The organism is Lentzea flaviverrucosa (assembly GCF_003350445.1).
Classification (GTDB): Bacteria; Actinomycetota; Actinomycetes; order Mycobacteriales; family Pseudonocardiaceae; genus Lentzea; species Lentzea californiensis.
The window spans coordinates 654,740-679,348 of sequence record NZ_QQAU01000001.1; the positions used below are offsets into that span (position 1 = coordinate 654,740).

The window sequence follows — 24,609 nt, forward strand, 5'->3', positions numbered from 1 at the left end:
CGATCTCATGAGGAGAAGCTCATGCGCGTTCTCGCGATCACGCTCGCCCTGGTGGCCTCCACCGTGGCCACGCCTGCGTTAGCCGCGCCACCGGACTACGGCCTGCCAGGCACGTACCCGGTGGCGTACAGCGATGTAACGGCCGTGGCGGGCGGCAGGTCCGTCCCGGCGCGGGTGCACTACCCGGCGACGGCCTCCGGTGTGAACCAGCCGGTCGCCACGGGCAGGTTCCCCGCGATCGCCTTCGGGCACGGCTTCTTCCAGGCCACGTCGAAGTACACCAGCACGAGCACGCACCTCGCCTCGTGGGGCTTCGTCGTGGTGGTGCCCACGACCCAGGGCGGCCTGAGCCCCAGCCACAGCGCCTTCGCCGACGACCTCAACACCGGGCTCACCTGGCTCGTCGCCCAGGACGGCACAGCGGGTTCCCGGTTCCGGGACCACGTCACCACCACGGCGCTGGGCGTCTCGGGGCACTCCATGGGCGGAGGCGCCGCCGTCCTCGCGGCCGCGCGCAACCCGAAGATCACGGCGGTCTCGACCTACGCGGCGGCGGAGACGAACCCCTCCGCGAAGGCGGCGGCCGCAACGCTGCGGGTGCCGGCGCAGTTCCTCGCCGGATCGCAGGACACGATCACCCCGGTCGATGAGCACCAGCGGCCGATGTTCGCGGCCAAGCCACCGTCGAAACAGCTCCGCACGATCACCGGCGGCTTCCACTGCGGCTTCATGGACTCCTCGGGATTGTTCTGCGACAACGGTTCCATCACCAGGGCCGCTCAGCTCGTCGCGGCGAAGCGGGTGCTCACGTCGTGGTTCCGCCACTACCTCGCCGGGGACACGGCTGCCCGTGACTTCGTCTGGGGCACTCCCGCCCGCACCGACTCGGCGGTCACCTTCGAGGGAACCGAGTGACCGTCACGGCCGGAGCGCTGCCGCCGCCGTGCGGACGAACGACGCCAGGGCCTGCGACCCGGTGCCCGGCTGCCACGCGAGCACAGTGGTGACGTCGGGAGCGTCGAGAACGGGCACGGCGACGTGCTCCGGCCACTGCCAGGCGCGGCTGGAGGCGGGGATGACGAGCAACGTCCTGCCGAGGGCCACGAGCTGAGCGAGTTTCGACTGCGTGCGCACCTCGGGGCCGGGTCCGTCCGGATAGGACCCGTCGAGCCGCGGCCACCGGGCGATCGGCAGGCCCGGCACGTCGCGGACCTCCTCGAACGTGAGCTGGTCACGTGCCGCGAGGGGGTGCGCCGCGGGAAGGATCGCGACCTGGCCCTCCGTCAGGAGGTCCTCGGTGTAGAACCCGTCGAGGTCGTCGAACGGCCGGTGCATGAGCGCCACGTCGGCACTCCCGTCGCGCAGCAGCCCCGCCTGCTCGCCGACCTCGCACAGCAGCACCTCGACCGGAGTCTCGGCCTCGACCGCGCCGAGCAGCCGTTGCAGCAGTGCGTGGGACGCCCCCGCCTTGGTCACGAGCACCAGTGGCCGGCGGGGGTCTCCCGCGCGGCGCGTCCGGCGTGCGGCGGCCGCGACCGCGTCGAGCGCAGGGCGTGCCTCGTGCAGCAGCACCCGGCCCGCGTCGGTGAGCGCCACGCCCCGGCGGTCGCGGTCGAGGAGCCGGACGCCGAGCCGGTGCTCCAGCTGCCGGATCGCGCGGGACAGCGGCGGCTGGGCGATCCCGAGCCGTTCGGCGGCGCGGCCGAAGTGCAACTCCTCCGCGACGGCGACGAAGTAGCGGAGTTCGCGGGTCTCGAGATCGTGCACGCGCTTCAGCGTACTGATACCCGTGGAGTATCACAGGGTACCGAATCGATCTTGGACAGGCGGGCTAGCCGCACCGAGCATGGATCACGTGAGCGACAACAGGACCGCGCTGATCACCGGCGCGAACAAGGGAATCGGTTTCGCCATCGCCCAGGGCCTCGGGGCGATCGGGTTCACGGTGGCGGTGGGGGCACGGGACGACGGCCGGCGGGCGGAGGCCGTCGAACGCCTGCGCGCCAACGGGATCGACGCGTTCGGGGTCGCACTCGACGTCACCTCCGACGACAGCGCCATCGCGGCGGCGAAGACCATCGAGCAGACGACGGGCCGGCTCGACGTGCTCGTCAACAACGCGGGCATCGCCGGACGCACCGACGGCGGCGCCCAGAACGCGTCCACATTGGACTTGGACGTCCTCCGCACCGTCCTGGACACCAACGTGTTCGGCATCGTGCGCGTGACGAACGCGATGTTGCCGCTGCTGCGCGGAGCGGAGTCGCCGCGCATCGTCAACGTGTCGAGCAACATGGGTTCGCTGGCTCTGCAGACCGGGCCGCCGCTGGCCGCCTACGCACCGTCGAAGTCGATGCTCAACAGCATCACCGCGCAGTACGCCCGCGACCTCGCGGACACGGACGTCATCGTGAACGCCGCCTGCCCCGGTTACGTCGCGACCGACTTCACCGGCTTCGCCGCGCCGCGCACGGCGGAGCAGGGTGCCGCGATCGTCCTCCGGCTCGCCACGCTGCCGGAGGACGGGCCGCGCGGCGGCTTCTTCGACGACGAGGGCGTCGTTCCCTGGTGATCCCCGGTCACAACCCGGCGAGGCGGACGACCGCGGCGAACCCGTCGTCGGTACCCGGCCAGTGCGCGCGGACCGCGTCGATGCCCGCGCGCCGGACCACTCCGCGCAGCACGGCCGTGACGATGATGGCGTCGTCGGCGTACCCGAGCACCGGGATGAAGTCGGGGATCAGGTCGATCGGCATGGCGAGGTAGACCACCAGGAGCCAGAGCCGGACCCGGACGCCGCGCGGCAACGACCTGTCCGCGGCGAGCCTGCGCACGAGGCGGAGCACGTCAGGTAGCAGGCGCAACGCCTCGCGCAGCAGGCCTCCGCGCGGGCGCACGACCACCAGCGCGACGACCAGCGCCACCCAGGTCAGCGCCAGTGCGACCACCACGCCGATCAGCAGGTCCCACCAGAACGAGCCGGTCATGTCCGGTCGGTCACGTCTCGTCCGCGAGCCGTTCCACGTCGGCGACCTTCCCGGCGAGGATCAGCACGTCACCGCTCTCGATCACGGTCTCCGCGGTGGCGTAGGTGAAGTCGTCCCCGGGACGCTTCACGCCCACCACGGTCACGCCGTACTTGGCCCGCAGCTTGCTCGTGCCGAGCGGCTTGCCGATCGCCTCCTTCGGCGGCCGGGCCTTGATCATCGCGTAGTCGTTCTCGATCTCGATGTAGTCGAGCACGCGGCCGGCCACGACGTGCGCGACGCGTTCGCCCATCTCGTGTTCGGGCAGCACGACGTGGTGGGCGCCGATGCGTTCGAGGATGCGGCCGTGTTCCCGGCTGATGGCCTTGGCCCAGATGTCGGGGATGTCGAAGTCGACCAGCACGGCGGTGGTCAGGATGCTGGCTTCGAGGTTGTTGCCGATGCCGACGACCGCGCGCTGGAACTCGTCGACTCCCAGTTGGCGCATGACCTCGGCGTCGGTGGTGTCGGCGACGACGGCGTGGGTGACGTCGTCGGCGTAGCGCTGGACCAGCTTCGGGTCCGAGTCGATCGCCATGACCTCGGTGCCCAGGGCGACCAGTTCGAGCGCGACCGACCTGCCGAAGCGGCCCAGTCCGAGCACGACGACGCGGGACGGGTGCTTATCCGACAATGGGTCGCTCCTCGGGTAGTTCGTAGCGCCGGCGGCGTTCCCGCAGCGCGAGGGACGAGACCAGGGTGATCGGCCCGACCCTGCCGATGAACATGAGCACGATGATGACCAGCTGCCCGGTGGGCGACAGCTGGGGGGTGATGCCGGTGGACATGCCGACGCCGCCGAACGCGGCCGTGGTCTCGACCAGCACGGCGTCGAGGCGGAACGAGGTGGTGGCGAGCAGGACGAGCGTCGAGACCATCACCACGCCCACCCCCAGCAGGGCGACCGTGACCGCCTGGCGCTGCACCTCCGCGCTCAGCCGGCGGCCCATGACGTGCACGCTGGGCTCGGCGCGGACCTCGGCCAGCAGCACGAACGCGAGCAGCGCGAACGTCGTGACCTTGATGCCGCCCGTGGTACCCGCGCTGCCGCCGCCGACGAACATCAGCACGTCGTACGCGAGCAAGGTCGCGGGTTGCAGCTGGGCCACGTCGACGGTGTTGAACCCGGACGAGCCGGGCATGACGCCGTGGAACAGTCCGATCAGGAGCTTGTCACCGACGCCGTACGGCCCGAGAGTGCCCGCGCGGGCCCATTCGACGACGAGCACGACCAGCATGCCGAACGCCATCAGCCCCAGGTACACGGGCACGGTGATCTTGGTGTGCAGCGACCACCGCTTGCGGTGCCGGCGCAGCAGCTCGAACAACACCGGGAAACCCAGCCCGCCCGTCACCGAGAGCGCCGCGATCGGCAGGCACACCCACGGATCGGTCGCGTACCGCATGAGGCTGTCGGGGTAGAGCGCCAGGCCGACGCTGTTGAACGACGAGATCGAGTGGAACACCCCGGAGTACAGCGCCCGCCCGAACGACTCGCCGTAGCCGAGCCAGAACCGCAGCGCCAGCACGACCGCGCCGATCGCCTCCACCACCAGGCTGATCGTGACCACCCCCGCCACGACCCTGCGGACCTGGCCGAGGTTCAGCGTGTTGGTCTCGGTCTTCACCGTGAGCTGCATCTGCAGGTTCAGCCGGTGCGAGACCAGCAACGCCAGCACCGACGCGAGCGTCATGATGCCGAGACCGCCGACCTGCCACAGCACCAGCAGCAGGACCTCGCCGAACACCGACCAGTGCGACCCGGTGTCGACCACGGCCAGCCCAGTACCGGTGATGCCGGAGACCGCCGTGAACAGCGCCTGCATGAACCCGGTGGTCCGGCCCGGTTCGGCGGCGACCGGCAGCATGAGCAGCACCGTGCCGGCAGCGGTGGCCGCCAGGAAGGCGAGTACGACGAGGCGGGCGGGGTGCCGCCACCCGGTGATCACCGCGACAGCCTAGAACGTCCACCCCGGACACGTCGGGAGACTCCCGCACGTGGCGGGTGCGGGCCCGTCGGGGAGGGGCGGACGCGCCTGCACGCTGCAGGTAGCGCCTCGCCGGGCATGGCGGGCACGGGCACGGCGGCCTCGCCGGTGCCAGGCCCGCCGGGCTCAGACCACGCCCAGCCGCCCCAGGCACAGCCACGCCGGCCTCACCGGAGGTGCGAGACCCGCCGGGTTCAGTCCAAGCCCAGTCACCCCATGCACGCCCAGCCACACCGGGCACACCGGGCACACCGGGCAGGCCGGGCACACCGGGCAGGCCGGGCAGGCCGGGCAGGCCGGGCAGGCCGGGCAGGCCGGGCAGGCCGGGCAGGCCGGGCAGGCCGGGCAGGCCGGGGACAGCCTCACCGCGATCCGTCGCGACGCGACCGCACCCCCCGGCCACACCTGCACCAGCCTCGCCGAGACCCGCCGGCCGCAGCCCGCGAGGTTCCGGCGAGGCACGCCCGCACAGCTGCGCCGGCCACAGCCACAGCGCGGGCACAGCTACGTCGGGCACAACCGCTCAGGCCAAGCCGGCCACGTCCGGCGCGGCCTCACCGGAGTCCGGGGAGGCCGCGCCGTCCCGTCACCTCCCGGCGGCCTGCCGGTCCAGCTGGTCCCGGACGCTGCGCGGCCGCATGTCCGTCCAGTGCTGGTTCACGTAGTCGAGGCAGGCCTGCCGGGTGTCCTCGCCGTGGGCGACGGTCCAGCCGTCGGGAACGGTGGCCAGCGTGGCCGGCCAGAGGGCGTGCTGGCCCTCGTCGTTGACGACCACGAAGAAGCGGCCGTCCTCATCGTCGAAAGGGCTCGTGCGCATGGGATTTTCCTGACTAGTAGATGGTGCGGTCGTCGGCACTGCGGCGGTGGGCACGCGACTTGCGGAGGTCGCGGGCGATGTTCAGACGGGTCAGCCAGCGGTCGGTGCCGTCGAAACGGGCCGTGAACGGCTCACGGCCGTGCGTGCCGCGGTAGTTGTCGAGGAACAGGACCTCGCCGGGCTTGAGGGCGTAGCCCGCGATGTTGGCGTCGATCGCCTTGACGATCGTGTCCAGCGCGGCGGCTGCCTCGGGGTCGGAGGCCGGGACCTCCATGAAGTACGGGTCGAGGCGCAGGTACGGGTTCTCCTGCGGGCCGAACAGCACCGCGATGGGCTCCGGGTTCGCGTCCAGCCCGGTGATCCACTCGTAGCTGCGGTCGCGCAGGCGGCGCAGCTGCTCGTCGCCGTCGTTCTGGCGGTTCTCGGCGAGGTGCGAGCGGTCCGGGCGGATCGGGAAGCGCTCCTGGCGCAGCACCTCGACCACGTCGGCGGGCAGGTCGATGCCTTCCAGCGAGCCGTACGTGGTGTTGACGCCGTCGGGGTTGCGCAGGCACATGAGGCCCACGTAGTCCGTGCGCATCGGGTGGAACGCGTCCTCGATGTGCCACGTGAGCAGCTCCTCGCTGCCCGAGCCGAGCTGCTCGTACTGGTGTTCCTTGATGGGGAACACGTCGTGCAGCAGCCGGCCGTCCTGCTGGGTGGACCACGCGATCGGGTCGCCCAGCAGCGACGCGCAGAGGTAGAAGAACAGGTCCTCCGCCAGGGTCGGCCTGCCCTCGCCGCCGCAGTCCTTCCAGTGCGCCGGCGTGAGGCCGATGCGCTCGTCGTCGATCGGGTAGCCGCCGATCACGCACAACGGGTGGGGCTCGGTGAGGCGGAACTCCAGCAGGCCGGCGCGCAGGGCGCGCGGCAGCTCGTGGGCGATGATCGTGGCCTCGCGCACGAACGCCGGGTCCTCGACGGTGCGGTAGCGCTCGGCCAGCGAGGCCACGAGTGCGCGGGCCTCGGCGATGTCGGATGCGGACAGGTCAATTCTGAACACGGGCCTTCTCCCCTGCGAGTGCGAGCGTTTCGAGGCCTCGGGTGAACGAGGCGGTGGGGCCGCCGTAACCGAGCCGGACACGGGTCGGGTCCCCGAAGCACGACCCCGGGACGAGGAGCGTGCGGTGCTCCCTGGCCAGGTCGTGGCAGAAGCCGGTGGTGTCGGTGTGGCCGAGCAGCTGCGGGAACGTGCTGGCGCTGCCCATCGGCAACGGCAGGTCGATCAGATCCGGGTGATCGGCGGCCCACTGGCGCAGCAGCCCCAGGTTGCGGCGGGCCTGCTCCATGCGCGGGCCGACCAGCAGGCCGGCGTTGCGGGCGACGCGGGTGGCGAGCAGCTCGACCAGCGGCGAGAGGTGCAACGTCATGCGGTCGCGCAGGTCGAGGGTGCCGCGCAGGACGTCCTCGGGCCCGATGGCCCAGCCGACGCGCAGGCCGGGCAGGCCGTAGCCCTTCGACAGGGTGCCGATGGAGATGGCCTTGTCGTAGTCGTGCACGGGGTCGACGAGCGGCTCGCCCTCGATGACCATCTCGCGGAAGGCCTGGTCCCACACCAGGTACGCGCCCGCCTCCGCGCAGATGGCGACGAACTCGTCGCGCTGCTCGGGGGTGAGCGACGCGCCGGTCGGGTTGTGCGGGAAGTTCACGACGACGGCCTTGGCACCGTCGACGACCGCGCGCAGGTCGTCCAGGTCCGGGCGGAAGCCGTTCTCCGGGCGCAACGGCCACACGCGCAGCTCGCACCCCATGGACCGGGCGATCGACGTGTGCGTGTGGTAGGTCGGCTCGGTGACGACGATGGCGTCGCTCGGTTCGAGCAATGTGCTCAGCACGAGGTAGATCGCCTCGCTGCCGCCGTGCGTGACCATGACCTTGTCGGCGTCACCGGTCCCCCACTGCGCGGCGATCGCGGTGCGCACCTCCTCGCTGCCGAACGACGTGCTGTCGCGGAACACGACGGCGTCGAGCTCGTCGCTCCCGATGCCGAGCAACGCGCGCAGCTCCGCGAGCGAGTAGTCCTCGACCCCGCTGCTGCCGATGTCGTCGTCCACCGCGAAGTAGTACAGACGCATCCAGTCCTCGAGTGGCGCTGGTTCGAACTTCATAAGGGCGACTCCTTTCAGCGGTAGGCCGAGGACTGCAGGTCGTACAGCTCGGCGTAGAGGTCGGGGTGGGCCATGAGGTGTTCGTGACTGCCGATCTCGCGGATGCGGCCGCCGTCGAGGACGACGATCAGGTCGGCCATGCGCACGGTCGAGAAGCGGTGCGACACCAGAAGAGTCACCGTTCCCCGCTGCTTGCCTTCCCGGGCGGCCTCGGCGAAGCGCTCGAACAGCGCGTGCTCGGTCTGCGGGTCGAGCGCGGCGGTGGGCTCGTCGAAGACCGCGAGCAACGGGTCGGTGCGCAACAGTCCGCGGGCGAGTGCCAGCTTCTGCCACTGGCCTCCGGACAGCTCGACGCCGCCTTCCCACGACCGGCCGAGCTGGGTGTCGAGGCCGCGCGGCAGACCGTCCACAACGGACGTCGCTCCGGCTCGGGCAAGAGCCCCGTACAGCGCGGCGTCGTCGTCGATCCGGCCGATGTCAGCCACGCCAATGGTTTCGCGGGCCGCGAACTGCAGCTCGACGAAGTCCTGGAAGGCACCGGTGAGCCGGGTCCGCCAGTCGGCGCTGGGGATGGTGCGCAGGTCGACGCCGTCGACCTGGATCTCGCCGCCGTCCGGCTGGTAAAAGTCGCACAGCAGCTTGACGAGCGTCGACTTGCCGGCACCGTTCTCCCCCACCAGCGCGACCACGGACCCGGCCGGCAGGTGCAGGGACACGCCGTCGAGGACGGTCCGCTCGCTGGCCGGGTAGCGGTAGGTGACGTCGACGAGGTCGATGCCGTGGCTCAGCGACGCCGGCGGCGCGGCCGGCTCTTCCGTCCGCTTGACCTCGGACGCGGCGAACCGCTCGAGCCAGACGTAGCGCCGGGCCTGCTTGAGGCACCACAGGAAGTCGCCGCTGTAGCCCACGGAGGAGGCGACGACCGCGGCCATCTCGATGGTGAGCGCGACGACCAGGACGACGTCGCCGGGGGTGGCCCTGCCCTGGACCGCGAGCCAGACCACCAGTGCGATGGCGCCGAAGAACCCCGCCGCGTTGATCACCGCGTCGATGCTCTTGAGCACGGCACCGCGCCAGGCGGCGGCGTTGCGGGTGTCGAGCACCTCGTCGGAGACCTGGTGGTGCCGGCGGACCAGTTCGCGGGTGAGCCCGAAGACGCGCAGTTCCTTGCCCGCACCGGCGGTCGTGCCGATGTCGAACAGGTGGCGGCGCAACCGCTCGGGTTCGCCGGTGTCCTCCTGGGCGTCGGCCGCGATGTCGTTGGCCCGGCTGGTGATCCACAACGAGATGAACGCCAGCAGCGCCAGCGAGATGAGCGCGGGGTGCACTTGTGCGAGCAGTAGCGCCGTCGCGCCGAAGCCGACGAACGCACTGATCAGACCGGCCGTCGCGTTGGTCATCTCGGCGAGGCTCTCGCGCTCCTCGCGCAGGAGCTGGATCTGGTCCAGGTACTTCGGGTTCTCGTGCGGGGCGAGGCTTCCGATCCCGCCGAGCAGGCGCATCAGCGTCCGGTCGGACAACGCCTGGGTGCGTTCGAGGACCGCGAACACGCAGTGCGCGTTGTAGTACTGGGCCACGATGAGCAGCCCGGTGGCGGCGGCGATGCCGAACCCGGCGGTGAGCGCCGTGTCCAGGTCGCGATCGCGGGCGGCGTCGACGAGGGTGCCCGCGCTGTAGGCGATCAGGGGCCCGGTGAGCGCGAGCGCGATCTCCGTGAGGATCTGGAAGACCGCGTGCCAGCGCGCCGCGCGGAACCCGAAGCTGATGGTGGTGACGAAAGCCCGCCAGGTGTCACGCATCGGTGCCTCCTCCCGTCGGCTGGAAGCGCTCCGCCTGCAGGCGGAACAGGTGGGCGTAGCGGCCGTCGCGATCGATCAGCTCGTCGTGGCCGCCGGCCTCGATGACGCGTCCGTCGGACACGACCACGATCCGGTCGGCGCGCCGCACGGTGGAGAAGCGGTGCGAGATGATGATCGTTGTGAGCCCCTGGGTGAGGTCCAGGAACCGTTCGTACAGCTCGGCTTCCGCCCTCACGTCGAGTGCCGCCGCGGGCTCGTCGAGCACGAGGACCTTGGCGCCTGCCTCGACGGCGAACATCGCGCGGGCGAGTGCGACGCGCTGCCACTGCCCGCCGGACAGGTCGACGCCGTCGGTGTAGGTCTGCGACAGGACCGTGTCCCAGCCGTTCGGCAACGACTCGATAAGGTCGCCGATTCCGGCCCGTTCGGCGGCGCGGCGCAGCATGTCCTCGTCACCGGCGTGCTCGACGGCGCCGAGGCCGATGTTGTCGCGCACCGGCAGGTGGTAGCGGGTGAAGTCCTGGAACAGCACCGCTACCCGCCTGCGCCACTCCTCGGGGTCGAGGCCGGCGAGGTCCGCGCCGTCGACGCTGATCTTGCCGCCGGTGGGTTCGTAGAAACCGGCGAGCAGCTTCACGAGCGAGGTCTTGCCCGCGCCGTTGTCACCGACGATCGCGAGCGACTGCCCGGCGGGGATCACCAGGTCCAGTCCTGTCAGGACGTCGCGTTCCCCGCTGGGATATCGGAACGACACCCCTTCGTAGCGGATCTCCCGCGAGGGCACGTCCGCACCGACCGGGAGCCCTGACTGCGGTGGCGCACCGTCGGCGAGCCGCTTCTCCAGGGAGAGGAGCTTCGGCACGGTGACGGCGGCGTTCGACAGGTACAGGTGCTCGTCGCCGACCGCGTACTCGTTGGCGTTGGCGAGTGCCTCCACGAACACGGCCAGGGCGGCGAGCGTCAGGTCGCCCTGCACCGCCGCGTAGGCCAGCAGGCCGTAGGAGAGCACGTTGATCACCAGGATCACGGACGCGGAGCCGAGCACCATGCCCGGACGCGGGCGGCGCGCCTTGCGGATCGGGCCGATCCCCGCCTGCCACAACGTGTCGAACCGCGTGACGAGCCAGTCGAGGGCGCCCCAGAGGCGCACCTCCTTGGCCGGGCCCGGATCGAGCGCGAGGTCCCTGGCGTACTCGGCCTGGCGGAGCTGGGCGCTCTGCCCGAACCCCTCCTCGCCGACGCGCAGGTAGTCGCGCTGCATCCGGTAGACGATGATCGGCCAGATCACCAGCCACGCCAGGCCGAGCCACCAGTGGAACCAGGTGAGCACGGCCGCCGAGCCGATGGCCCGCAGCCACGACGTGAGCACCTCGGGCAGGGCCTCGACGGTCTGGCCCGGCCGGTGCGCGCTCATGCCGAGACCCCGCACGATGCGGACCTCGTCGAGCACGTCGGAGTCCTCGAGGTGGGCGATGCCCCTGGGCTTGCCCAGCGCGGTGAGGACGGTCTCCTGCAGGTACCGGTCGAGGTCGCGGCCGAGCGTGGACACCGCCGCCCGCAGCAGCGGGGACGTCAGGCGCTCGAGCAGGATCGTGATCGCGACCGCGACCAGCAGGGTGCCCACCCGGCCGGCGGCGGCCGAGTCCGCACCGTCGCGCGCGGCGTCGGGGATGGCACCGATCAGCAGACCGGTGAGGACGGCGATCCCGATGGGCAGGACCGCGCCCACCACCACGCCGACCGCCAGGAGCACCGTGCGCGGCCGGCTGACCCGTGGCAGGACCCGCAGGACGGCGAGGATGCCCTTGGCGGTGGGCGGGAGGGTGTGGAGCGGGTTCGGCATGACTTCCGTATCCGTCAGATGAGGCGGGCGGTCGCCGAGGCGCGCCGCTCGTGGGACTTGCGCAGGTCGGTCGTGATGCTGACCCGCTTGAGCCAGCGGTCCGTGCCGTCGTAACGGGCCTGGAACGCCTGCCTGCCGTGCGCGAGACGGTGGTTGTTGATGATCAACACGTCGCCCGGCTCCAGGGCAACATCCAGGCAGGACGCCTCCAGGAGGTCGCTGACCGCCTGCAGGGCCTCGCGCGCGGCGGGGTCCGTGGGCGTCTCCATGAAGTACGGGTCGATGCGGATGTACGGGTGCTCGCGCGATCCATAAAGGACGGCGACGCGGTTGTCGTCGGCCTTCATCTCGGCGATCTCCGAGAACTCGGCGTCGACGCCCTTGGTCTCGTTGTGCTTCGCCAGGTGCGAGTCGTCCGGCCGGATCAGGAAGTTCGGCTCGTGCAGGAGCTCGAGGTGCTTGGCGTCGAGCGACCGCAGGTCGGGCTCGGACACGATCGTCGCGACCTTGTCGGGGTTGCGCAGGCACTCCAGCAGCAGGTAGTCGGCGCGCCACGGGTGGAACGCGTCCTCGGTGTGCAGCGTGAGCGTGTCGGTGCTGCCGATCCCCATCTGCTCGGTCTCGAACCCCTGGATGGGGAAGATGTCGTGCACGAGCCGGGCGTCCTGCTGGGTCTTCCAGCCGAACGGCTCACCGAGCAGGGAGCCGTGCAGCAGCAGGAGGATCTCCTCGGCGAACTCCGGGGTCGGCGTGGGCCGGCCCCGCCAGTGCTGCGGCGTCGGGCCGATGCGCGCGTCGTCGATGTTGTGACCGCGGACCACCGCGTAGCCCAGCTCGTCCTCCAGCGCGAAGTCGCGCAGGAAGCGGCGCTGGCCCACGGGCAGCTCGGCGGCGAGCAACGGCAGGTCGCGCAGCAGCTGCTCGTCCGCCGGGCCCGAGTACTCCTTGGAAATGCGCAGTGTCAGGTTCTCGGCCTCGGCGGCTTCGTCTGCCGACAGGGCGTAGATCCGCTTGGGTGTGGACAAGGACTGCTCCCCCTATTTCAGGTTCAGGTGTGCGATCAGGGCCTCTGCGGCTTCCCGGAAGCGGGACGCGACCCGTCGCACGGTCTCGGTGCGGTGCAAGTTGGTGCTGTGGTGCCATTCGACGAGGAGCTCTCCCTCGCCGGTGCGCTCGATCTCCAGGTGCAGCGCGTACGGACGCAGTCCGCGGCTGGTGCTCTCGCCGCACAGGTCACCCGGTAGTTCGTCGACGATGAGGCCCCTGACCTCGTCGTCGTTCACGGAGTCCATTCCGCCCGTGAAGTTGATGTTGATCTGACGGTCCGGCGCGGCACGGAGGCGGAGCACCTCCGGGTCTTCGGCCGTCAGGTGGCGCAGCGCGCCGTAGCCGACTCCGTGCCGTGGCACGGCTTTCAGGCTTTCGCTGGCCGCGGCGACGACTCCGGCGGAGTCGCCCAGGTCGTCGTGCCGGAGCACCACCGGGTAGACAGAGGTGAACCAGCCGACCGTGCGGGACAGGTCCGTGCCCGGTGCCAGGCTTTCGCGGCCGTGGTGTTCGAGGTCGACGACGACGGTGCCGGTGCCGGCCCACTCCCCCAGCGTCTGCAGCAGCGCGGCCAGGACCACGTCGAGGACCTTCGCGTTCGGCAGCCCCGCGGCGCCGACCGTGACCTCCTCGACGGCGGCGGACTCCTCGGTGTTGGCACCGGTGGCGTCGACCGGCAGCGTGAACGCGGTCTCCGCCTGCTCCAGCCAGTACGGCAGCTCGTCGCGGACCTCGGTGCTGTCCGCGAAGGTCACGACGGACTCGGCCCACCGCCGGAACGACGTCGTCTTCGCCCCGAGGGGTTCGCCCTGGTAGGCCGCGTCGAGGTCTTCCAGCAGGATGTTCCACGACACGCCGTCGACCACCAGGTGGTGCACGACGAGGCCGAGCCACGACGGTTCCTCGCCGCGGTCGAACAGGACCGCGGCCACGAGAGGACCGTTCGCGAGGTCCAGCGAACGTTGCAGCGCGTCCATGTGCTCCTGGACATCGCCCCGGACCACCGTGAACGCCGCTGCCTCGCCCGGCTCGACGACGTGCTGCTGCCAGCCGTCGGGCCCTTGGTGCAGGCGGGTGCGCAGGGCGTCGTGGTGGGTCACGACGGTGTTGAGCGCGGCGGCGAGCCTGGCGGCGTCGACGTCCGGCTCGAGCTCGAATAGCCCCGACCAGTTCCAGTGGTTCCGGTCGTCGATGGTGGCCTTGGTGAACCACCGCTGGATGGGCGTCAGCGGCACCGGTCCGGTGACCGGGCCCTCCTCGACCAGCACGGGGGCGGTCGTGGTCACGGCGGCCAGTTCGGCGACCGTCTGGTGGGTGAACAGGTCTGCGACCGCGAGGCCGAAGCCCGCGGCACGCGCCCGTGCCACCACCTGGAGGCAGGCGATCGAGTCGCCGCCCAGGTCGAAGAAGTTGTCGTGCAGGCCGACTCGGTCGGCGCCCAGCAGCTTCTCCCAGATGCCCGCCAGCGCCCGTTCCGCGTCGGTGCGCGGCGCGACGTGCACGCCGTCCGACTCCGGCGCCGCCGGTTCCGGCAGGGCCCGGCGGTCGAGCTTGCCGTTGGGCGTCAGGGGAAGGGCGTCGAGCTCGACGAACGCCGAGGGCACCAGGTAGTCGGGCAGCCGCTCGCGCAGGAACGTGCGCAGTTCGGCCGTTCCGGCACTGGTGACCACGTAGGCCACGAGGCGCTTGCCGGTTCCGGACGACGTGGCCACGACAGCCGCGGCCCGCACGTCCTCGTGAGTGCCCAGCAGTGCCTCGACCTCGCCGGGCTCGACCCGGAAGCCCCGGATCTTGACCTGCTCGTCGGCCCTGCCGAGGAACTCGAGCGTTCCGGCGGCGCGCCAACGAGCGCGGTCACCGGTGCGGTACAGGCGATCCCCGGATCCCGTGGGGTCGGGGACGAACCGCTCCGCCGTGAGGTCCGCGCGGCCGACGTAACCACGGGCCACGCCGGGGCCGCCGACGAACAGCTCGCCCGCCACGCCGGCCGGCACGACCTGCAGCCACGGGTCGAGGACGTAGGCCCGCATGCCCGCGAACGGCCTGCCGATCGGCACCTGCGCGCCGATGTCGTCGAGCGTGTGGATGGTGCACGTCATGGTCGTCTCGGTGGGCCCGTAGGCGTTCACGATGCGCAGGTCCGGACGGCGTTCGCGCGCCGTGCGGGCGTGCTGGGCCTGCAGGGCGTCACCGCCGACCACGAGCAGGCGCAGGCCGTCGAGGACGTCGGGCGAGGTCTCGACCAGCTGGTGGAAGAGACCGGTGGTGAGCAGTGAGGCCGTGATCCCGTTCTCCCGCAGGAACTTGCCGACGTCCATTCGCTCGGCGATGTCCGCGGGACCGACGACGAGGGTGGCACCGTTGAGCAGCGCCAGCCAGATCTCGAACGCGCCGGTGTCGAAGCCGATGCCGGCGAGGTGCGAGACGACGTCGCCGGGCTCGACGCGCACGGCGGGGTCGGTGCAGACCCTGGCCACGCCCTCGTGGGTCAGCGACACGCCCTTCGGCACGCCCGTCGATCCCGACGTGAACAGCACGTACAGCTCGCTGTCCAGCCCGCCGGCGACGGGCAGGGATCCCTTTGCCTCAGGCACGTCGAGCACGTTCGCGTCGAGCACGCGCACCCGCGGGATGTCGAGAGGCCACTCCCCAGCCGTGACCACGAGTCCGACCCCGGCCGTGCCGATCATCTGGGCGAGCCGGGCGGTGCCCTGGGCCGGGTCGAGCGGGACGTAGCTGCCGCCCGCGCCGATCACGCCGAGCATGGCGATGATCAGCTCGGGGCCGCGGTCCAGGTGGAGTCCGACCCTGCTGCCCGCGCGGACACCGTTGGCGCGCAACCACTCCGCGACCCCCGCGGCCCTGCGGTCGAGCTGGGCGTAGGTGAGCTCGGTGCCGCCGCGCAGTGCGGGGCGGTCCGGGTGCGCCGCGACCTGACGGCCGAACAGCTCGGCCAGGTGGGCCGCCGGGATCTCGCGGGACTCCGACGAGCTCCACCCGAGCACCTCGGCGCGCTGGGCGGCGTCGAGCAGGGCGATCTCCCGCACGGACGTGCCGGGCAACTCGGCGACCGTGGTGAGGACGCGTTCGAGCTGGTCCAGCAGTGCCTCCACGGTGGCGTCGTCGAACGCGCCGGTGGAGTACTCGCACAGCAGTGCCAGCTGGCCGTCGACGTCGACGACGAGCTTCAGCGGGTAGCGCCCCTGCTCGAGCAACGCGGGTGAGTCGAACTCGTCCGCGTCGTCGTCACCGTCACCGTCGTCGAACCCGCCGGGCAGGTTCTGGACCGCGACGATGCTCTCGAACAGCCTCGGCACACCGGCCACGCGCTGGATGTCGACCAGCGGCGAGTGCTCGAACCGCTGCGCGGCGACCTGGCCGTCCTGCACGGTCCGCAGCCACTGGTCGAACGGCGTGCGGTCGCCGGGGACCTTGATCCGCACGGGCAGCGTGTTGATGAACAGGCCGACGATCGACTCGACACCGGCCAGCTCGGCGGGGCGTCCCGAGACGGTGAGGCCGAAGACGACGTCGTCGTCACCGCTGTGCGAGGCCAGCAGCAACGCCCACGCGGCCTGCACGACGGCGCTGATCGTGACGCGCTCCCGTCGTGCCAGCCCCTCCAGTGCGAGGGCCACGCTCTCGGGCAGTTCGCGGTGGCGCCTGCCCTGCTCCCAGTGCACACGGGTGGTGCGGTCGACCGGCAGTGCGGTGGGCGAGGTGAAGCCGTCGAGGTACTCGCGCCAGAAGTCGTCGGCGGAGGGCTGTTCCTGGAGCCAGGCGATGTAGTCGCGGTAGGGGCGCACCGGCGGCAGCGACTGTCCCCGGTAGGCGGCGAACACCTCGTCCCAGACCAGCGGGATGCTCCAGCCGTCGAGGTACAGGTGGTGGAACGTGAACACGACCCACTGGCGGTCGCCCCGGTCTGCCACGTACACCCGCAGCAACGGCGCCGTCGTGACGTCGAACCCGCGCCGCTGGTCGGCGTCGAGCAGGTCGTCCAGTGCGGCGGTGGGATCGGCGACGGTGGTCCAGTCGAGCACCTCGAACGGCACGTCGACCCCACCGACGACGACCTGCAGCGGTTCCTCGACGCCTTCCCACACGAACGCGCTGCGCAGCGCGGGATGGCGGCCGACGACGGTGCGCCACGCTTCCCGCATGGCCGCCACGTCGAGCGTTCCGCGCAGTTCGCGCACGTCCTGCGCCCAGTACACGGCGGTGTCGGCGGGCGCTTCGAGGACGTGGAAGAGCATGCCCTGCTGCATGGGGGACAACGGGTAGGCGTCGACCAGGTCCGGCACCCGTGCCCGCAGGGGCTCCAGGTCGGCCAGTGGCTTCGCGGTGACCGCCGTGGTGGTGGCGACGCCCGTGTGAGCGGCGATCTGCTGGATGGTCTGGTGCGTGAAGATGTCGGCGATCTTCAGTTCCAGGCCCGCTTCCCGCGCCCTGGCGACGATCTTGAGGCTGACGATCGAGTCGCCGCCCAGTTCGAAGTAGTTGTCGTGGACGCCGACGCGTTCGACGCCGAGCACCTCCGACCACACGGCGGCCAGGGCGCGTTCGACGTCGGTGCTGGGGGCCTCGTGGCTCGCGGAGTCCGGTGCCTCGGGCAGCGGCAGCGCGCGCTTGTCGAGCTTTCCGTTGCTGTTCAACGGCAACTCGTCGAGTGGCACGATTGCCGACGGCACCAGGAACTCGGGCAGCCGCTCGCCGAGGAACGCGCGCAGATCGGCCGGCTCGGCGGTGCCCACGACGTAGGCGACGAGACGTTTGCCCTGCGGCAGCTCACGAACGACCACGGCGGCGTTGGCGACGTCCGGGTGGCCGAGGAGCACGTGCTCGACCTCGCCCGGCTCGACGCGGAAGCCGCGGATCTTGACTTGGTCGTCGGTGCGACCAACGAAGTCGACCGCGCCGTCCGCACCCCACCGCACCAGGTCACCGGTGCGGTACATCCGCGCGCCAGGCACGTGGGGGTCGGGCACGAACCGCTCGGCGGCCAAGTCCGCTCGCCCCGCGTACCCGCGGGCCAGGCCGGTGCCGCCGATGTACAGCTCTCCCGGCACGCCGACCGGCGTCGGCTGCAGCCAGCGGTCGAGGACCGAGAAGCGCAGGCCGCGCAGGGCGTCGCCGATGGGCACGGTGGCCGGGCCGAGCCGTCCGGTGTGCATGTCGTGGAACGACGCGTACACAGTGGACTCGGTCGGCCCGTACATGTTGTAGATCGCCACGGCCGGGTTCGCGTCGACGACCTTGCGCGCCTGGACCGGAGACATGCCCTCGCCACCGGCGAGGACCTTGCGGTGCCCCGAGAACACACCGGGATCGGTGTCCGCCAGCTGGTGGAACAGACCCGTGGTCATGAACGACAACGTGACGCCGTGCGCCGTGTAGAACGTGGCGACGTCCAGCCGTTCGGCCAGGTTCGCGGGTGCCACGGCGAGCGTCGCACCGCTCAGCAACGCCGTCCAGATCTCCCAGGTGGAGGCGTCGAACGACACCGCGGCCATGTGCGCCACGACGTCGCCGGGGTGAGCGGCGACCGCCGGGTCGAGCACGACCCGCACGACACCCTCCTCGGTGACCTCGACTCCCTTGGGCACACCGGTCGAGCCCGACGTGAACATCGTGTAGACGAGCCGCTCCGGCAGCGACTGCACCAGCCGGTCTTCGGGTTCCGCGGCGAGATCGGCCAGCTCGGCCACGCCGAGGCGCGGTGCGTCCAGGGCGTAGTCGCCACGGGACACCACCAGTTCGACCCCGGCGGCGGTCTGCACGTCACGCAGCCGCCCGTGCGGCAACGCGGGGTCGAGCGGCACGTACGTGCCACCAGCCTGCGTCACGGCGAGGATCGCGACGACGAGGTCCGCGGACCGTTCGAACCACAGCCCGACCCGCGTCTCCTCACGCACACCGGCGGCACGCAGACCCGACGTCACGCGAGCCACGCGCTCGCCCAGTTCGGCGTAGGTCAGCTCCCGGTCGCCGTCACGCACGGCCACCTCACCGGCGAAGCGCGCGGCAGAGAGACGGAACCGCTCGGCCAGCCCGATGAAGGGTTCGTCCAGCACCGGCCCCAGGCCCCACCCGGTCACGGGGACGGGAGTCACCTTGCGCACGGCGGCGGCGGGCCGGCGGGCGACGGCGGTGAGCACCTCGGCCAGCTGACCGAGCAGACGCTCCACAGTGGACGTGTCGAAGGCACCGGTGGAGAAGTTGGCCTCCACCTTCAGGGTCGCCTCGAGGTCGACGGCGAGGATCATCGGGTAGTGCATCTGCTCGACCGAGTCGGTCGAGGCGAACAGCTCCTCCGGGTCCTCCTCGCCCTCCTCCGGCGCCTCGCCCTGCGGGTAGTTGCCGAAGACGAGCATGCTGTCGAACAGGCCACCGGTGGCCACGCGCTGGATGTCGGCGAGCGGCGTGTGCTCGTGCCGCTGCACGGCGACCTGGTTCTCCTGCAGGTCTCCGAGCCAGTCCGCGAACGACCGCTCCCACGCCACCCGCACGCGCACGGGCAGGGTGTTGATGAACAGGCCGACGATCGACTCCACCCCGGCCAGATCGGCCGGGCGCCCGGACACGGTCAGGCCGAACACGACGTCGTCGTCGCCCGAGTAGGCCGACAGCAGCACGGCCCACGCCGCCTGCACGACGGTCGACAGGGTGACCCGCCGGTCGCGGGCCAGGGCGACCAGTGCCGTCGTGACGTCGCGGGGCAGCGCCAGCTCGCGCCGGTCCTGGGCCCAGTGCTCGCGCACCGCCCGGTCGACCGGCAACGGCGTCGCCGAGTCGAACCCGGCGAGGTACTCGCGCCAGAACTCCTCGGCCTCGGCGGAGTCGCGCTGTGCCAGCCACGCGATGAAGTCGCGGTACGGCCGCACCGGCGGCAGCGACTCGCCCTGGTAGGCGGCGGTGACCTCGTCCCACAGCAGCGGGATGCTCCAGCCGTCCGCGTAGAGGTGGTGGAACGCCAGCAGGATCCAGTGGCGGCCGCGTCCGCTGGCGACGTGCACGCGCAGCAGCGGCGCGGTGGCGAGGTCGCACCCGCGAGCGCGGTCGTCGGCGAGCAACTGCTCGACGGCGGCGTCGGGATCGGTGACGCCGGTCCAGTCGTGCACCTCGAAGGGCACCTCGACGTCGCTCACGACGACCTGGAGCGGTTCGCGCACACCCGACCAGACGAAGCCGGTGCGCAGCGCGGGATGCCGGTCGAGCACGAGCTGCCAGGCCGCGCGCATCGCGTCGACGTCGAGGTCGCCGGTCAGCTCCCGCACGTCCTGCGTCCAGTAGACGCCGCTGTCCGGTGACTCGACGGCGTGGAAGAGCATGCCCTGCTGCAACGGCGACAACGGGTAGGCGTCGGTCAGTCCGGGCGTGCGCGCGACCAGGGCGTCCAAAGAGGACTGGTCGAGGGCAGCCAGGGCGACGTCGGACGGCGTGAGGCCGTGCGCGCCGGACCTGCAGTGGTCGACGATGCCGGCCAGCGCGGCCACGTAGGCCTCGGCGAGCCGTTCGATCGTCGAACGTTCGTGCAGGTTGGTGCTGTACTGCAGTTCCACCGACAGGGTGCCGTCGGCGGCTTGGACGACCTCGACGCCGAGCACGTGCGAGCGCAGGCCGCCATCACCTTCGGCGGGACCGCACAGGTCTTCGGAGAGTTCGCGGGCGAACAGGCCCACGGCGTCGTCCTCCGCGGCGTCGACACCACCGAGGTAGTTGAAGACGACCGGGCGCGCCAGGGCGTTCTGGAGCTGCTCGTCCCGCTCGCGCAGCACGGTGTAGCCGACACCGCGGCGCGGCACGGCGCGCAGCTGTTCCTTGACCGCCTTGATGACACCGGCGACGTCCCCGAGGTCGTCGTGGTGCAGTCCGACGGGGTGGATCGCGGTGAACCAGCCGACGGTGCGGCTGAGGTCGATGCCTTCGGCGATCGCCTCGCGGCCGTGGCTCTCCAGGTCGATGGCGGCGGAGCCCGTGCCGGTCCACCGTCCGAGGACCTGGAGCAGTGCGGCCAGGAGAAGTTCGTGGCCCTGGGTGCGGTAGGCGCGGTGGGCCTGGGTGAGCAGGACCGAGGTGCGGTCCGCGTCGAGCGCGATGCGGACGGACTCGGTCGAGTCCTCGGTGTTGGGTCCGTCGAGGTCGGTGGGCACGGCCGTGGCCGTCCGGACGACCTCACGCCACCACGGCAGCTCGTCCTGGGGGTCGAACGCCTCCAGTGCGGCGGCCCACTCCTGGTACGACGTGGTCTTCGGCGCGAGCGCGCCGGCGGAGTACGCGGTGTCGAGGTCTTCCAGCAGGACGTTCCACGAGACCGCGTCCACGACGTAGTGGTGCACGGTGAGGCCGAACCACGCGGGCTTGTCGCCGCGGTCCACGTACACGGCGCGCAGCAGCGGCCCTTCCGTGAGGCTCAGCGACGTCTGCGCGGTGGTCATGGCCGCGGTGACGGCCTCGTCCAGCGCCGTGCCGTCGAGGTCCGCCCTGAGCACGGTGACGAGCTCGGCGGTCTCGGTGGGCGCGTTCTCCTGGGTGTCGCCGTTCAGGCGCAACCGCAGGGCGTCGTGGTGGGCGACGACGGTGCCGAGCGCGGCCCGCATCGCGTCCGCGTCGGTTCCCGGTGCCAGCTCGAACATGCCGGACCAGTTGAAGTGGTCGCGTTGCGGCAGGTTCTCGCGGAGGAACCAGCTCTGGATGGGCGTGAAGGCCACGGGTCCGCTGACGGTGCCCTGGTCGACGGAGCTGGGCTCGGACGTGCCGACGCGAGCCGCGAGCTCGTGGACGGTCTGGTGGGTGAAGAGGTCGGCGATCTCCAGCCGCAGCCCGGCGGCACGGGACCGCGAGACGATCTGGAGGCTGACGATCGAGTCGCCGCCCAGTTCGAAGAAGTTGTCGTGGACGCCGACCCGTTCGACGCCGAGCACCTGCGACCACACCTCGGCGAGCGTGCGTTCGGCGTCGGTGCTGGGCGGTTCGTACGCGGAGGTGCTCTCGGGTGCGCCGGGGTCGGGCAGCGCGCGCACGTCGAGCTTTCCGTTGGTGTTCAACGGCAACTCGTCGAGCGGCACGATCGCCGACGGCACCAGGAACTCCGGCAGGCGTTCGGCGAGGAAGCGCCGCAGGTCCGCCGGTTCGGTGGTGCTCACGACGTAGGCGATCAGGCGCTTGTCGCTCACGACCACGGCGGCGTTGGCGACGTCCGGGTGTCCGACGAGCACGTGCTCGACCTCACCAGGCTCCACCCGGAACCCGCGGATCTTGACCTGGTCGTCCGTGCGACCGACGAAGTCGACCGCGCCGTCCGCACCCCACCGCACCAGGTCACCGGTGCGGTACATCCGCGCACCCGGCACGTACGGGTCGGCGACGAACCGTTCCGCCGCCAGGTCCGCCCGGCCCGCATAGCCGCGGGCGAGGCCGGTGCCGCCGATGTACAGCTCTCCCGGCACGCCGACCGGCGTCGGCTGCAGCCAGCGGTCCAGCACGTAGAAGCGCAGGCCCCGCAACGCGGTGCCGATCGGGACCGACGACGGCCCGAGCCTTCCGGTGTGCATGTCGTGGAACGACGCGTACACAGTGGACTCGGTCGGGCCGTACATGTTGTAGATCGCCACGGCCGGGTTCGCGTCGAGCACCTTGCGCGCCTGGAGAGGCGACATCGCCTCGCCACCGGCGAGGACCTTGCGGTGCCCGGAGAACACGCCGGGGTCGGTGTCCGCCAGCTGGTGGAACAGACCGGTGGTCATGAACGACGACGTGACGCCGTGGTCGGCGAAGAGCTTGGCGACGTCCAGCCGTTCGGCCAGGTTCGCGGAGGCCACGGCGAGCGTCGCACCGCTCAGCAACGCCGTCCAGATCTCCCAGGTCGACGCGTCGAACGACACGGCGGCCATGTGCGCGACCACGTCACCGGGCACGGCGGTCACCGCGGGGTCGAGCACGACGCGGACGACACCCTCCTCGGTGACCTCGACGCCCTTCGGCACACCGGTCGAGCCCGACGTGAACATCGTGTAGACCAGACGTTCCGGTGTGGCGACGAGTTCCGGCCATTCGGCCGCCCCGGTCACCAGGTCCGCGAACTCGACGACGCGCGGGCCGTCCAGGGCGTAGTCGCCGCGGGACACCACCAGCTCGACGCCGGCAGCGATCTGCACGTCGCGAAGCCGGCCGTGCGGCAACGCGGGATCAAGTGGCACGTACGTCCCGCCCGCCTGCGTCACAGCCAGGATCGCGACGACCAGGTCAGCGGATCGCTCGAACCACAGGCCGACCCGCGTCTCCTCACGCACACCGGCGGCACGCAGGCCGGACGCGACCCGCGCCACCCGCTCACCCAGCTCGGCGTAGGTCAGCTCCGAACCGCCGTCACGAACGGCCACCTGGTCGCTGAACTCGTTGACTGCCGTTCGGAACCGCTCGGCCAGGCCGACGTACGGCTCGTCGAACGCGGGTCCGGTGCCCCAGCCGGTGGCCGGCGCCGGCGTCACTTCACGCACGGGCCGGTCAGGAGCGGCGACCGCGGCGGCCAGCACGGCCTGCAACTGGTCGAGCAGCCGGTCGACGGTGGCCTCGTCGAACGCGCCGGTCGAGAACTCGGCCTCGATCTTGAGCGTGTCCTCCAGGTCCACCGCGAACGCGATCGGGTAGTTGACCTGCTCGATGGAGTCGAGGGCACCGAAGCGGTCCTCGTCGCCGTCGCTCTCCTCGTCCTCTTCGGACAGCAGCGCCTGCGGGTAGTTGCCGAACACCACGATGCTGTCGAAGACACCGCTGCCGCGCGGCAGTTCCGACCACCGCTTGATGTCCGAGAGCGCGGTGAACTCGTAGCGCTGCACCGCGACCTGGTTCGCCTGCAGCTCGCCCAGCCAGTCGGCGAAGGAACGCTCCCACGCCACCTTCACGCGCACGGGCAGCGTGTTGATGAAGACGCCCACCATGGACTCGACGCCGGGCAGGTCCGCCGGGCGGCCGGACACGGTGAGGCCGTAGACGACCTCGTCGTCACCGGAGTAGGCGGACAGCAGCAGCACCCACGCGGCCTGGATCACCGTGGACGGCGTGACGCGCCTGCGCCGGGCGAGGTCCATGATCGAGGTGGTCAGGGCCTCCGGCAGCTCGGCGCGGCGGCGTCCCTGGGCCCAGTGGTCACGGACCGAGCGGTCGACGGGCAACGCCGTCGGGGCGTCGAAGCCGGCCAGGTAGTCGCGCCAGAAGGCTTCCGCCTCCGCGCGGTCGCGCTTGCCCAGCCAGGCGATGAAGTCGCGGTAGGGGCGGACGGGTTCGAGCTCGGGGGTCGTGCCGCGGCACAGGGCGTCGTAGGTGGCGCCGACCTCTTCGAGGACGACGGGCACGCTCCAGCCGTCGCACAGCCCGGAGTAGAGGGCCCACACCATCCGGTGGTGGCTGGTGCCGTCGACGATGACGTGCACGCGCATGAGAGGCGGCCGGGTGAGGTCGAAGCCTTGGGCGCGGTCGTGGGCGAGCAGCTCGTCGAGCGCGGCCTGCTGGTCGGTCACGGTGGTCCAGTCGTGCACCTGGAAGGGCACCTGGAGATCACCCATGACGACCTGGAGCGGCTCGGGCACGCCCTCCCACACGAATCCGGTGCGCAGCACGGCGTGGCGGGCGACCACCAGTTCCCACGAACGCCGCATGGCGTCGAGGTCGAGCACCCCGTCGAACTCGTAGAGCCCCTGCGCCCAGTAGACGCCCTTGTCCGATTGCGCTTCCAGGACGTGGAACAGCATGCCCTGCTGAACGGGCGCCAACGGATACATATCTTCGATCACAGATAAGCCCCTCCCCTGGCGTCATTTTTACACAATCTTCATTTACCCGGTCAAGCCATTCCCCATGACCAGTCATAAGACATTTGCATGAGGGTCATTCGGAGTGGACATGATTTATTTAAATTGGCACGCCGAATAGAACCGTTCATC

General features: G+C 71.1%; 13 protein-coding genes. 2 read left to right on the forward strand and 11 right to left on the reverse strand.

What is annotated here, in order from left to right:
- Window positions 1–21: 21 nt before the first annotated feature.
- On the forward strand, window positions 22–915 hold the full coding sequence (locus tag DFR72_RS03210; protein WP_090064115.1) for an alpha/beta hydrolase family protein: 894 nt from the start codon (window positions 22–24) through the stop codon (window positions 913–915).
- Between the two features lie 3 nt (window positions 916–918).
- On the opposite strand, the gene DFR72_RS03215 is transcribed toward DFR72_RS03210, so the two are convergent.
- On the reverse strand, window positions 919–1,767 hold the full coding sequence (locus DFR72_RS03215) for a LysR family transcriptional regulator (RefSeq protein ID WP_090064114.1): 849 nt from the start codon (window positions 1,765–1,767) through the stop codon (window positions 919–921).
- An 88-nt stretch (window positions 1,768–1,855) separates the two neighbouring features.
- Between DFR72_RS03215 and DFR72_RS03220 the strand changes: the two genes are divergently transcribed.
- Window positions 1,856–2,572, forward strand: coding sequence for an SDR family oxidoreductase (locus tag DFR72_RS03220; RefSeq protein ID WP_425459868.1), 717 nt, complete (start codon window positions 1,856–1,858; stop codon window positions 2,570–2,572).
- Window positions 2,573–2,579: 7 nt separating this feature from the next.
- On the opposite strand, the gene DFR72_RS03225 is transcribed toward DFR72_RS03220, so the two are convergent.
- The 10 genes from DFR72_RS03225 to DFR72_RS03275 form a co-directional block, all read right to left on the reverse strand.
- Window positions 2,580–2,987, reverse strand: a complete 408-nt coding sequence (locus DFR72_RS03225) for a YkvA family protein (RefSeq protein WP_090064112.1) — start codon at window positions 2,985–2,987, stop codon at window positions 2,580–2,582.
- A gap of 10 nt (window positions 2,988–2,997) precedes the next feature.
- A complete protein-coding gene (locus tag DFR72_RS03230; protein WP_245982472.1) occupies window positions 2,998–3,660 on the reverse strand; it encodes a potassium channel family protein in 663 nt (220 codons plus the stop codon).
- Window positions 3,650–4,975: a TrkH family potassium uptake protein gene (locus tag DFR72_RS03235; RefSeq protein WP_245982475.1), complete on the reverse strand. Its 1,326-nt coding sequence runs from the start codon at window positions 4,973–4,975 to the stop codon at window positions 3,650–3,652. Before DFR72_RS03235 ends, DFR72_RS03230 begins: the two co-directional genes overlap by 11 nt.
- Window positions 4,976–5,600: 625 nt before the next feature.
- Window positions 5,601–5,831: an MbtH family protein gene (locus tag DFR72_RS03245; protein WP_090064109.1), complete on the reverse strand. Its 231-nt coding sequence runs from the start codon at window positions 5,829–5,831 to the stop codon at window positions 5,601–5,603.
- Window positions 5,832–5,844: 13 nt separating this feature from the next.
- On the reverse strand, window positions 5,845–6,873 hold the full coding sequence (gene gntD / locus DFR72_RS03250) for a guanitoxin biosynthesis L-enduracididine beta-hydroxylase GntD (protein ID WP_170176102.1): 1,029 nt from the start codon (window positions 6,871–6,873) through the stop codon (window positions 5,845–5,847).
- On the reverse strand, window positions 6,860–7,978 hold the full coding sequence (gene vioD / locus DFR72_RS03255; protein WP_090064107.1) for a capreomycidine synthase: 1,119 nt from the start codon (window positions 7,976–7,978) through the stop codon (window positions 6,860–6,862). Before vioD ends, gntD (DFR72_RS03250) begins: the two co-directional genes overlap by 14 nt.
- Before the next feature lie 14 nt (window positions 7,979–7,992).
- Window positions 7,993–9,777: an ABC transporter ATP-binding protein gene (locus DFR72_RS03260; protein WP_090064106.1), complete on the reverse strand. Its 1,785-nt coding sequence runs from the start codon at window positions 9,775–9,777 to the stop codon at window positions 7,993–7,995.
- Window positions 9,770–11,620, reverse strand: coding sequence for an ABC transporter ATP-binding protein (locus DFR72_RS03265; protein WP_090064105.1), 1,851 nt, complete (start codon window positions 11,618–11,620; stop codon window positions 9,770–9,772). Before DFR72_RS03265 ends, DFR72_RS03260 begins: the two co-directional genes overlap by 8 nt.
- A gap of 14 nt (window positions 11,621–11,634) precedes the next feature.
- The gene (gene gntD / locus DFR72_RS03270) at window positions 11,635–12,645 is read right to left on the reverse strand and encodes a guanitoxin biosynthesis L-enduracididine beta-hydroxylase GntD (RefSeq protein WP_211335278.1); all 1,011 of its coding nucleotides are present in this window, start codon (window positions 12,643–12,645) and stop codon (window positions 11,635–11,637) included.
- A 12-nt stretch (window positions 12,646–12,657) separates the two neighbouring features.
- Complete coding sequence (locus DFR72_RS03275) at window positions 12,658–24,459, reverse strand: non-ribosomal peptide synthetase (RefSeq protein WP_143086655.1); 11,802 nt, start codon at window positions 24,457–24,459, stop codon at window positions 12,658–12,660.
- Between the last annotated feature and the right edge of the window lie 150 nt (window positions 24,460–24,609).

Coding starts and splice junctions, on each gene's coding strand:
- DFR72_RS03260 (WP_090064106.1), bottom strand. CDS start 9,777: ATGCGTGACACCTGGCGGGCTTTCGTCACCACCATCAGCTTCGGGTTC.
- DFR72_RS03245 (WP_090064109.1), bottom strand. CDS start 5,831: ATGCGCACGAGCCCTTTCGACGATGAGGACGGCCGCTTCTTCGTGGTC.
- DFR72_RS03210 (WP_090064115.1), top strand. CDS start 22: ATGCGCGTTCTCGCGATCACGCTCGCCCTGGTGGCCTCCACCGTGGCC.
- DFR72_RS03225 (WP_090064112.1), bottom strand. CDS start 2,987: ATGACCGGCTCGTTCTGGTGGGACCTGCTGATCGGCGTGGTGGTCGCA.
- vioD (WP_090064107.1), bottom strand. CDS start 7,978: ATGAAGTTCGAACCAGCGCCACTCGAGGACTGGATGCGTCTGTACTAC.
- DFR72_RS03265 (WP_090064105.1), bottom strand. CDS start 11,620: ATGCCGAACCCGCTCCACACCCTCCCGCCCACCGCCAAGGGCATCCTC.